This is a genomic window from Paenibacillus sp. FSL R7-0331, from assembly GCF_000758645.1.
Taxonomy (GTDB): domain Bacteria; phylum Bacillota; class Bacilli; order Paenibacillales; family Paenibacillaceae; genus Paenibacillus_AQ; species Paenibacillus_AQ camerounensis.
In genome coordinates this window covers 5649931-5660996 of the sequence record NZ_CP009284.1, presented here as the reverse complement: position 1 = coordinate 5660996, position 11066 = coordinate 5649931, and the positions used below count along the sequence as shown (strand labels likewise).

At 52.8% G+C, this 11066-nt stretch carries 9 protein-coding genes; 8 read left to right on the top strand and 1 reads right to left on the bottom strand.

What is annotated here, in order from left to right; translation table 11 throughout:
• Positions 1 to 84: 84 nt before the first annotated feature.
• Entirely contained in the window at positions 85 to 912 is an 828-nt protein-coding gene (locus R70331_RS24325) for a TerC family protein (RefSeq protein ID WP_042180019.1), read from the bottom strand.
• A gap of 915 nt (positions 913 to 1827) precedes the next feature.
• Here R70331_RS24325 and nifB point away from each other — a divergent pair.
• The 8 genes from nifB (at position 1828) to R70331_RS24285 (ending at position 11034) form a co-directional block, all read left to right on the top strand.
• Positions 1828 to 3201 carry a nitrogenase cofactor biosynthesis protein NifB gene (gene nifB, locus R70331_RS24320; RefSeq protein ID WP_042180017.1) on the top strand — a complete coding sequence of 458 codons (1374 nt, stop codon included), beginning with the start codon at positions 1828 to 1830 and terminating at the stop codon, positions 3199 to 3201.
• Positions 3202 to 3208: 7 nt separating this feature from the next.
• On the top strand, positions 3209 to 4075 hold the full coding sequence (gene nifH, locus R70331_RS24315) for a nitrogenase iron protein (protein ID WP_042180014.1): 867 nt from the start codon (positions 3209 to 3211) through the stop codon (positions 4073 to 4075).
• A gap of 47 nt (positions 4076 to 4122) precedes the next feature.
• The gene (nifD, locus tag R70331_RS24310) at positions 4123 to 5580 is read left to right on the top strand and encodes a nitrogenase molybdenum-iron protein alpha chain (protein ID WP_042180011.1); all 1458 of its coding nucleotides are present in this window, start codon (positions 4123 to 4125) and stop codon (positions 5578 to 5580) included.
• Positions 5577 to 7136 (top strand): nitrogenase molybdenum-iron protein subunit beta, encoded by a 1560-nt coding sequence (nifK, locus tag R70331_RS24305; protein WP_042180008.1) that lies wholly within the window; start codon positions 5577 to 5579, stop codon positions 7134 to 7136. The genes nifD and nifK overlap by 4 nt, the downstream gene beginning before the upstream one ends.
• Before the next feature lie 283 nt (positions 7137 to 7419).
• A complete protein-coding gene (gene nifE / locus R70331_RS24300; RefSeq protein ID WP_042180006.1) occupies positions 7420 to 8781 on the top strand; it encodes a nitrogenase iron-molybdenum cofactor biosynthesis protein NifE in 1362 nt (453 codons plus the stop codon).
• On the top strand, positions 8771 to 10099 hold the full coding sequence (gene nifN / locus R70331_RS24295) for a nitrogenase iron-molybdenum cofactor biosynthesis protein NifN (RefSeq protein WP_042180003.1): 1329 nt from the start codon (positions 8771 to 8773) through the stop codon (positions 10097 to 10099). Before nifE ends, nifN begins: the two co-directional genes overlap by 11 nt.
• Entirely contained in the window at positions 10074 to 10484 is a 411-nt protein-coding gene (gene nifX, locus R70331_RS24290) for a nitrogen fixation protein NifX (RefSeq protein ID WP_042180001.1), read from the top strand. Before nifN ends, nifX begins: the two co-directional genes overlap by 26 nt.
• A complete protein-coding gene (locus R70331_RS24285) occupies positions 10468 to 11034 on the top strand; it encodes a DUF269 domain-containing protein (protein ID WP_042179999.1) in 567 nt (188 codons plus the stop codon). Before nifX ends, R70331_RS24285 begins: the two co-directional genes overlap by 17 nt.
• The last annotated feature ends 32 nt before the right edge of the window (positions 11035 to 11066 follow it).

The following is an 11066-nucleotide window of genomic DNA, read 5'->3' as shown; positions in this document are numbered from 1 at the left end:
CAGTAAGCAAATAACCCGGAAGGCTGCACCTGTGAGGGGACAGCTTCCGGGTTATCGTCTAAAGCGGGTATTCAATGATTTCAATTATTTGCCCAGCTGTTGGTCAACTTCCTTGATCGGGTTTTCGTCGGTTTTTACTTCTTCAACCTTGCTGCTCATGAACCAGCCGGTAGCGGCAATGATAATCAGAACAACGTAGAAGGTTGTTTTCCACCATGTGCTGTGTGCGAAGTCTTCGGACAGAACACCCAAAGTCGGGTGGGCGAGTGTAATGACAGTAAGCTTAACCCCTACCCAGCCTACGATGAAGAAGGCTGCGATTTCCAGACCCGGACGGGTATGCAGCAGTTTAACGAAGAAGGAAGCCGCAAACCGCATGATAATGAGTCCGATAAATCCGCCGGCGAAGATAACGAGGAACTGGCCGCCGTCTAGGCCGCCGATGTGGCCGATGCCGCTTGGCGGAAGAGCTACAGCAAGTGCGACCGCAGCCAGAATGGAATCGACTGCAAATGCGATGTCAGCTACCTCAACCTTAAGTACAGTGAACCAGAAGCCGGCTTTCTTTTTGTCGACCGCTTTCGGGCTGCCGCTTTCCACAGCTTCATCCGTGACCGGCTTTTTAATAAGAAGCTTTCGGAAGATATGATTCCCTGCTATGAATAACAGGTAAAGTGCTCCTATAGCCTGTACCTGCCAGATATCCACCAGATACGAGATGACAAAAAGGGAACCGAACCGGAACACGAAGGCTCCTGCCAAACCGTAAAACAGCGCTTTTTTGCGCTCCTCATCCGGGAGGTGTTTGACCATAATGGCCAGTACAAGTGCGTTGTCTGCAGCCAGTAGTCCCTCCAGTGCGACCAGAACAAGCAATACCCAGCCGTACTCTAATAATAATCCCCAATCCATAGCTGCTTCCTCCTCAATCGGATGTAAATATCTTTTGTTAAAGAATACCCACATTGCCTGATTTTGATCAAAATATATATAAAAAAGACCTTTACCAAACAGATCAGCCTTTGGAATAAAGGTCTAACCTGATTGGTAAAGGTCTCGCTAGCAATAGTTCATTGCCGATAAAGCCGGAGAATATCCTCATATTCTCGTATTGACGACTTTATCTGAAATATAAGCAGTTACGGCACAGAGCCGGAGACTGTCTTATATTATCCACAGAAACGCACGATTTCACGGTGAAACCGGCAGGATGTTTCTGTTTACGCAGCTACTCCCCTTTACGGGATATATATGAAATTGGGACGTTACTTTTAGTCATGTGATTAACCTAAAAGTATCATATATGAGCTCTGCGGGATTGTCAATGGTCCTGAGAACAAATATCAACTAGAAAAACGGACAAAATGGAAACGGAAACATGATAAGTATGAGTTAATAAAGTTAACACGTCTTTTGTCGATACTGCAAACATAAGGAAAATGAAGGCTTTTTTAGCTTGTATGTAATTGACGGTATGGGGTTAGAAAAATATGATGAGAGTAATTCAAGCAGCCGAGCGAGTTTTATGTTAGGTAAAATAACACAAAGCGTATCGCCGCTGCTGCCACTGTCGTACAGTCTGTCATGGAGGTAACACCAGGGAAGTAACGCTAGTAAAACAAAGTGTATGCTTCCGAAGTGAGTTTTACCGAAGATGGATCAGGGAAGTAACGCTAGTAAAACAAAGCGTATGCTTCCGAAGTGAGTTTTGCTCGAAGCCAATTCAGAGGTGCTAATGCTCACAAAACAAAGTGCATGCTTCCGAAGTGAGTCTTACCGAAGATGGATCAGGGAAGTAACGCTAGTAAAACTTTTAGGAGGTGGGAAATGATGCAGCCGTCGTGTATATCAAATGAAGCAGAGGAGGAGATCAGCCGCCACCCTTGCTACAGCGAGGAAGCTCACCGGTTCTATGCCAGAATGCACATTCCGGTTGCTCCCGCCTGCAACATCCAGTGCAACTACTGTAACCGTAAGTTCGACTGCGTCAACGAGAGCAGGCCGGGCGTGGTCAGTGAAGTGCTGACGCCGGAGCAGGCGGAACGCAAGGTGAAGGGGGTTGCATCACAGCTGATGCAGCTGTCCGTAGTCGGCATAGCCGGGCCGGGTGACCCGCTGGCGAATCCGGAGCAGACGTTTGATACCTTTGCCAGAGTGAAGCGCTATGTGCCGGATGTCAGTCTCTGCCTCAGTACAAACGGACTTACGCTCTACCGGCATGTGGATGAGATTCTTGAGCTTGGCATCCGCCATGTCACCATCACGATCAATGCCATTGACGCTGATGTCGGACAGCACATTTATCCCTGGGTATTCGATGAGGGAGTGCGGTACGAAGGAAGGGAAGCGGCGGAGCTGCTGATCAGCCGTCAACTGCAGGGGCTGGAAATGCTGGCGAAGCTGGGAATTCTCGTCAAGGTTAACTCCATTATGATTCCGGGGGTCAACGATCATCATCTGCCTGCAGTGTCCAAAAGAGTAAAAGAACTCGGGGCCTCGCTGCACAACGTAACACCACTGATTATCGCGCCGGGAAGCCAGTATGAAGCGGACGGCCGCAAGGCGCCGCGTCCGAAGGAATTGCACAATCTGCAGGAACTGCTGGGGCGTGACGGAATGAAAGTCATGCGCCACTGCCGGCAATGCCGGGCCGATGCGATCGGGCTGCTGGGCCAGGACCGCAACCAGGATTTTCCGCTGGAGGCAATGGAAGCTGATCCGGTAATTAATCAGGAAGCCAGGGCACAGTTCCAGAGTGATCTGGATACCAAGATCCGTGAACGCGTCATCGCCAAACAAGCCAGAGCCAAAGGGCGCTGGGAGGATTCACAGAAAACAAGAGTCGCAGTGGCAACCAGAGGCGGGGACAAGGTCAACCAGCATTTTGGCCATGCGACAGAGTTCCTGATCTATGATACTGACGGAGCCGAGGTGAAGCTGATCGGTGTCCGCAAGATTCAAGCCTACTGTCATGGTAAAGCAGACTGCAACGGTGATAAAGCTGCAACGCTGCAGGAAATCATTTCTATTTTAAGTGACTGCCGCATTCTTCTCTGCTCCGGAATTGGAGACGGCCCCCGGGCCAGCCTGAACAAAATCGGTGTATTGCCGCTCGTCCGTAAAGGCGGGATACAGGAAGCCATTCTCGAAAGCGTCAAATACAGCTCATATTTTGAAAATATAAACATTTCGAAGGGATGATGAAATTATGAGACAAATAGCTTTCTACGGTAAAGGCGGTATCGGTAAATCGACAACTTCGCAAAACACCCTGGCTCAGCTGGCTACAAAATTCGGACAACGCATTATGATCGTCGGCTGTGACCCGAAAGCAGACTCTACCCGTCTGATCCTGAACACCAAAGCTCAACAAACCGTGCTTCACCTGGCCGCTGAGCTTGGCTCAGTAGAGGATCTGGAACTGGAAGATGTGCTGCAAAAAGGCTTTGGCGACATTATCAACGTAGAGTGCGGCGGACCTGAACCGGGTGTAGGCTGTGCTGGACGCGGTATTATTACCGCCATCAACTTCCTGGAGCAGGAAGGCGCATATACGGACCTGGATTTCGTGTCCTATGACGTACTTGGTGACGTTGTATGCGGGGGCTTCGCAATGCCGATCCGTGAGAACAAGGCACAAGAAATCTATATTGTCTGTTCCGGTGAAATGATGGCGATGTACGCTGCCAACAATATCGCCCGCGGGATTCTGAAATATGCTACCAGCGGCGGTGTCAGACTAGGCGGCCTAATCTGCAACAGCCGTAATACGGACCGTGAAGATGAGCTGATTATGGAGCTGGCCCGCCGCTTGAATACACAGATGATTCACTTTGTACCGCGCGATAATGTCGTGCAGCATGCCGAGCTGCGCCGTATGACTGTTGCACAATACAATCCTGAGCACCAGCAGGCGAAGGAATATGAAATTCTCGCTGAGAAGATTCTGAACAACAAAATGCTGACTATTCCAACGCCTATTACTATGGAAGAGCTGGAAGAACTGCTGATGGAATTCGGGATCATTGAAGATGAAGAGGCGGCAATCAAGAAGCTGCAGGCTTCCGGACAATAAGCGAGAGCGGGCGCTCAGCGCCCCCTTTATGATAAGGAGGGTCAACAATGGGACTTGATATTGAAGCGAATAAAAAGCTTGTTGAAGAAGTGCTGGAGGCCTACCCGAAGAAAGCGAAAAAAGACCGGGAAAAGCATTACCAGATCAATACAGAGGAAGCGCAAACCTGCGGTACTTGTGCCCTGAAGTCCAATATTAAATCCCGCCCCGGTGTTATGACGCCGCGCGGATGCTCTTATGCAGGCTCTAAAGGTGTGGTCTGGGGACCGATCAAGGATATGGTCCATATCAGCCACGGCCCCATCGGCTGCGGACAATACAGCTGGGCAACCCGCCGCAACTATGCGAGCGGTACACTTGGGATCGATAATTTTACCGCTATGCAGGTTACAAGTGATTTCCAGGAGACGGACATCGTCTTTGGCGGTGACAAGAAGCTTGAAGTTATTATGCGTGAGATTACCGAGATGTTCCCGCTTGCTAAAGGAATCTCAGTCCAATCCGAATGTCCGGTCGGGCTGATCGGTGATGATATTGAAGCTGTGTCCAAGAAGATGTCCAGAGAGCTGGAAATGCCAATCGTTCCGGTACGCTGTGAAGGCTTCCGCGGTGTCAGCCAGTCGCTTGGCCATCATATCGCTAATGATGCCATCCGTGACTTTGTGCTCGGCAAAGCGGATCTGGCTGAAACCGGCCCTTACGATGTCAATATCATCGGTGACTACAATATCGGCGGCGATGCCTGGGCTTCCCGTATTCTGCTTGAAGAGATGGGACTCCGCGTTATTGCCCAGTGGTCTGGTGACGGCACCCTGAATGAGCTGGAAATCGCCCATAAGGCGAAGCTGAACCTGATTCACTGCCACCGTTCGATGAACTACATGGTGGAGCATATGGAGAAGGCCTACGGTATCCCTTGGATGGAATACAACTTCTTCGGCCCTTCCAAGACGTACGAGAGCCTGCGTGCCATCGCTGCTTTGTTTGACGAAACCATCCAGGCGAATTGTGAGAAGCTGATTGCAAAGTATAAGCCGCAAATGGATATTATCATCGATAAATTCAAGCCGCGTCTCGAAAATAAAAAGGTGCTGCTGATGATCGGCGGCCTGCGTTCCCGCCACACAATTGGCGCATATGAGGATCTGGGCATGGAAATCGTGGCTTCCGGTTATGAATTCGCCCATAAGGATGATTACGAAAAGATGTTCCCGATGCTCAAAGAAGGAGCGGTCATTATGGATGATCCGACCGCCTATGAGCTGGAAGAGCTCGCCCAGAAAATGAATATTGATCTGGTAGGTTCGGGTATCAAAGAGAAATATGTGTACCACAAAATGGGTGTTCCGTTCCGCCAGATGCACTCCTGGGATTACAGCGGCCCGTATCACGGCTTCGACGGCTTTAAGATTTTTGCCAAGGATATGGATATGACGGTGAACAGCCCGGTATGGAATCTGATGAAGAAGAAGGAAAAAGTCCAAAAAGAGGAGGCGAGCATATGAGCAAGGACAGACTGGACATTCCGGACTACAACACTCTGTTCTCGGAGCACCGGTTCGTGGAGCAGCGGCTGAACAAGCAGCAATTCGAAGCGCCCTGCAGTGAGCAGGAAACCGCTGAAGCACTCGCTTATTCACAATCTGCTGAGTACATGGAGAAGAACTTTAACCGCAAGGCGGTTGTCATTAACCCGCACAAGGCCTGCCAGCCGCTAGGCTCCATTATGGCCGCCCTCGGATTTGAGAAGACCCTGCCGTTCGTGCACGGCTCACAAGGCTGCAACTCCTATTTCCGTAGTCACTTAAGCCGTCATTTTAAAGAACCTACACCGGCGGTCTCCTCATCGATGACTGAGGATGCAGCAGTATTCGGCGGTATGAGCAACCTCATTGACGGTCTGGAGAACAGTATCGCCCTTTATAAGCCGGAGATGGTAGCAATCTGTACGACCTGCATGGCTGAGGTGATCGGGGATGACCTGTCCTCCTTTATCGGCAATGCCCGCAATAAAGGTGTAATCACTGAGGATTTCCCGGTTGCGTACTGCAATACGCCAAGCTTCGTCGGGTCGCATATCACCGGCTACGATGCCATGATGAAGGGCATTCTGAGCTACCTGTATGAACGCTCCGGCCTTGAAGCGGTTCCGGGCAGCGGCGAAGAGACCGGGGAGAAGCTGAATGTCATGCTCGGCTTCGAGCCTTACACCGGGAATTTTACGGAAATCCGCAAAATCCTTGAGGCATTTGATACGAAATATACGCTGCTCGGCGATCACAGCGGCAATTATGATTCGCCGGCTACTGGAGAATACGAGTACTACTACGGCGGAACGAAGCTGGCGGATGTGCCGCTGGCAGCCAATGCGCTTGGTACGCTGTCCCTCCAGAAATATACGCTGAAGAAGACGCAGGACTACATCAGCGGAACCTGGAAGCAGCAGGTTACTGCGCTGTCTACACCGCTTGGAATTACCGGTACAGATAAGCTGCTGGAAGCAGTCAGTGAGATGACCGGACTTCCGCTTCCGGCTTCGCTGCTGGAGGAACGCGGCCGTGTGGTGGACGCCCTTACAGACAGCCATCCCTATATTCACGGCAAGCGGGTAGCGCTGGTAGGCGATCCGGACCTCTTGATCGGTTTGATCGGCTTCTGCCTGGAGGTCGGTATAGAGCCGGTGCACATTGTCTGCTCGAACGGTGACGTGGATTTCAATGAAGTGAAATTCAAGGAGGAAGCGGAAGCGCTGCTCGCCTCAAGCCCGTATGGCTCCGAAGCTTCGCTGTACATTGGAAACGACCTGTGGCATATGCGCTCGCTGCTGCTGAATGATCCGGTTGACCTGGCGATCGGAAGCTCGCATCTGAAATTTGCCGCAAAGGATGCGAATGTACCGCTGATCCGGGTAGGATTCCCGATTTTTGACCGCCATCATATGCACCGTTATCCGATTCTCGGCTATCAGGGCGCGCTTAATCTGCTCAGCCTGATTGTCAATACCGTACTGGATGAGCTGGACCGCAACAATTCGGGATTCAATTATGACCTGGTACGGTAAACGGCAATTCATGATTTGACAGTTTGACAGTATGGATAAGTGATGGAAATTACTGAAACTTTCTGTAAAGATATTTTACACTTAAAATACAGCATTTTGAATAATCGGTAAAAGTTTAATCAAGCCCGGCGTTCCCTATATCCCGTTTTCGCCTGTGGTATCATGTGCGAAATACGGGGCAGGGCAGGCCGGGATTCTTGCTAGTCATATCTAAAAGCCGTTACAGGTGCAGGTCAGTGTTGTCAGAGTTAGCATCCACCTTTTGCGAAGGAGATGAAAGCCGATGGACCCAGTACGAAAAGTCGATTTTGATTCCGAGGCTTGCGGGAGCCAGGCTCCCAAATCCAAGCCGTGTCCGCGGCCGAAGCCTGGTGAAGCGGCCGGAGGCTGCTCCTTCGACGGAGCGCAAATCACACTGCTGCCGATTATGGACGCTGCACATCTTGTTCATGGCCCGATTGCCTGTGCCGGGAACAGCTGGGAGAGCAGAGGCACGCTTTCCAGCGGCCCTTCGCTGTCGCAATACGGCTTCGCCACGGATCTGAATGATTCTGACATTATTTTTGGCGGAGAAAAGAAATTGAAGGAGAGCATCGACTATATTGCCGGGCGTTTTGCGCCTCCGGCAATCTTTGTATATTCAACCTGCGTGACGGCGCTGATCGGCGAGGATATGGATGCCGTATGCAAGGAGGCTGCGGACCGGCTGGGTATACCGGTTGTTCCTGTTAACAGCCCCGGGTTTGTGGGCAGCAAAAACTTAGGCAACCGGCTGGCCGGCGATGCCCTGCTGCAGTATGTTATCGGCACAGGAGAGCCGCAGCCGGAAACTCCGCTCGGTATTAACCTGATCGGCGAATACAACATCGCGGGTGAAATGTGGGATATTGAAAAGCTGATGAACAGTGCCGGTATCTCGGTTACCTCACGCATCACAGGTGATGCCAGATATAACGAGATTACCTGGGCGCACCGGGCCAAGGTCAACATGGTTGTCTGCAGCCGTGCACTGCTGGGCCTGGCCAAGGAGATGGAGGCCAGATATGGCATTCCTTATTTTGAAGGCTCGTTTTACGGGGCTAAGGAGACTACGTATTCCCTGCGCCAGATGGCGTATCTGATGAATGACCGGGAAATGGAGCGGCGGGTAGACCGCCTGACCGAACGGGAGGAGAACCGTCTGGCCCAGGATCTGCGCCCTTACCGCAAAATTCTAAAGGGGAAAAAAGCGGTGCTGTATACCGGCGGCGTCAAAAGCTGGTCTGTCATTTCAGCGCTTAAGGAGCTGGGTGTCCAGGTAGTCGGGGTCGGAACGAACAAGAGCACGGAGGATGATGTACGCCGGATTGCCGACCGGGTCGGGGACGATACCGAATATATACCCGAAGGCGGTGCAACCCGGATTCTTAAGACAGTGCGGGAGCGCAAGGCTGACATCATGATTGCCGGCGGACGCAACATGTATGTGGCGATGAAGGAGCAGATTCCGTTCATCGATATTAACCAGGAACGGCATAAGGCATATGCCGGCTATGAAGGCCTGCTGCGGCTGGCCAAAGAGCTGACCTATTCGCTGGCGAATCCGATCTGGAGGCTTGCGGCAAGTCCCGCCCCATGGGACAGGGAGGTGCCTTATGACCGTTAACCGCCGGAAGAAGCCTGCCTCGGTCAATCCGATCAAGATCGGCCAGTCACTGGGTGCCGTGCTCGCCCTGCAGGGTTGCTACCGGGCGATGCCGCTGATTCACGGCTCTCAGGGCTGCTCGGCCTTCCCGAAGGCGCTGCTGACCCGCCATTTCCGCGAGCCGATTGCCGTGCAGACCTCCGCGCTGCAGGAGATGGACGTGATCTTTGACGCCAACCGCAATCTGGAGGAAGCGCTGAATATGGTACTCAGCAAGCATCGTCCGGATATTATCGGCATCATCGGAACTGAACTGACTGATGTGGCCGGAGTAGACTACGCAACGATGCTCAAAAGCTACAAACGGGAAAGGAACCTGCGCGGCGGGCTTGCCTTTTCCGTAGTACTGCCTGACTTCCGCGGCTCGCTTGAATCAGGCTTTAGCACGACCGTGGAAGCGATGATTGACGAGATGATCCAGCAGGCCGGGCACCGGGGATCAAGAACCATGAACACCCGCCAGATTACCCTTCTGCCGGGATCGTTTTTGACACCTGCGGATGTGATGGAGCTGAAAGAAATGATCTCAGCTTTTGGATTCGATGTTATTGCAGTGCCGGATATCTCAACTTCACTGTCCGGGCACTTGCTGACCGGCTTCTCCCCGCTGACCCGGGGCGGGGTACCGCTGGATTCTATGCAGCAGAGCCTGCAGTCCGGCTTAACAATCGCTGTCGGCGCCAGCATGGAACGGCCGGCCAGAAGGCTGCATAATGCACTGGGAACACCCTATAAGGTATTCAGTGGAGCGATGGGCCTGAAGGCTTCGGATGAGCTGCTGCATTTCCTGCATCAGATCAGCGGAGAGCCGGTTCCGCTGCGCTATTGCTGGCAGAGGGAGAATCTGCTCGACAGCATGCTGGACGCGCACTTCCAGTTCGCAGGCATGTCAGCCGTTGCTGCGCTTGAGCCGGATCATCTGTGTTCTGTCTCAGGCTGGCTGGAGGAGCTTGGCGTGGAGCAGAAGGCGCTGATCTCTTCTTTTGAAACACCGCTTGTAGACAGCATGGAGCGTGAAATATGGATCGGGGATCTGGATGATGCCGAGGTACTCGGCAAAGGTGCAGACCTGTGGATCAGCAATTCGCACGGCATCACCGGAGCTGCCCGAATCGGCGCCGCATTCATGCCCGCCGGCTTTCCTGTCTGGAACGAGCTGGGGGCGTATATGTCCGTTTCAGTAGGCTACAGGGGAGCTATGGAATGGAGCAATAAGGCAGGAAATTTGTTAATGCAGAGGGAGGCTGGGCACCGTGAAAGTAGCATTCGCCACAGATGATGGAATCCGAGTCAATGCCCACTTCGGGCAAAGTCCGATGTTTGCAATATACAATGTAACCAAGCAGGGCAGCGAGCTTGTAGAGTTGCGCAGGCTGCCGGTGGTGCTGAATCAGGATGAAGCCGGCAAAATTGAAAGCCGCCTTGAGGCGGTAGGCGACTGTACGCTAATCTTCATTATGCAGATCGGCGCATCGGCAGCTGCGCGGGTGACGCGGCGCAAGATTATGCCGGTTAAGGTTCCGCTGGGCAGTCCCATTGAGGAGCAGGTTAAGCGGCTTGCCGAGATGCTGCAGGGCAAGCCGCCGATGTGGCTGGCTAAGGTGCTGCGGGCGGAAGAAGAAGGCCTGACAGAAGGGGAGGAAGCAGATGGAACCCATGGCTAATGAAAGCCCGGCAATATCGGAAGGAGCGCTCCGGGAAGCTGCGCAGCTGAAACGCCTCAGCCGGCCGGCCCGTAAGGCCGTTGACCAGGAGACGGCAGATGCTCTGGTCCGGCGGCTATGCAGTCTGCTCGACGCAGAGGATTTCTTCGGCCGTTATGCAGCACTGCCTCCCGGAGAGAAGATTGCCCAGCAGTTTCTGGCCTCCGCCAAGGACCAGAGTGAATCCGAATTCAATTGTGCGGTCTCGCCGAAGGTACGCCAGCAGGTGCCGCTGCTGTTTCAGGCTATCGCCGGCGTGATTGAGGAAAGAAGCGGAACGATGATTCAGAGCACAGCTGAGATTAACGGGGAGGGCTTCGGCCGGGGGCTGCTCTACAGCGGCCGGGTCATTCTGGTACTAAAGAGCCTGCGTGCAGGCTTCCCGTTCCCGTTCACGTCAGAGGAGAAAGTAATCCGGTATGGAGTGGAGTGCGTAACGGAAGGGCTGGCTTTCCTGGCTAAATATAAGGAAGTGACTGCTCTGCACGGCTTGCTGAGCCTGGAGGGTTAGAGCACAGATAAACATCAGTCACAGGAGGCGAC

Excerpts from the sequence above, each read along its gene's own strand:
- R70331_RS24325 (WP_042180019.1), bottom strand. The coding sequence starts at position 912 with ATGGATTGGGGATTATTATTAGAGTACGGCTGGGTATTGCTTGTTCTG.
- nifB (WP_042180017.1), top strand. The coding sequence starts at position 1,828 with ATGATGCAGCCGTCGTGTATATCAAATGAAGCAGAGGAGGAGATCAGC.
- nifD (WP_042180011.1), top strand. The coding sequence starts at position 4,123 with ATGGGACTTGATATTGAAGCGAATAAAAAGCTTGTTGAAGAAGTGCTG.
- nifN (WP_042180003.1), top strand. The coding sequence starts at position 8,771 with ATGACCGTTAACCGCCGGAAGAAGCCTGCCTCGGTCAATCCGATCAAG.
- nifK (WP_042180008.1), top strand. The coding sequence starts at position 5,577 with ATGAGCAAGGACAGACTGGACATTCCGGACTACAACACTCTGTTCTCG.
- nifH (WP_042180014.1), top strand. The coding sequence starts at position 3,209 with ATGAGACAAATAGCTTTCTACGGTAAAGGCGGTATCGGTAAATCGACA.
- R70331_RS24285 (WP_042179999.1), top strand. The coding sequence starts at position 10,468 with ATGGAACCCATGGCTAATGAAAGCCCGGCAATATCGGAAGGAGCGCTC.
- nifE (WP_042180006.1), top strand. The coding sequence starts at position 7,420 with ATGGACCCAGTACGAAAAGTCGATTTTGATTCCGAGGCTTGCGGGAGC.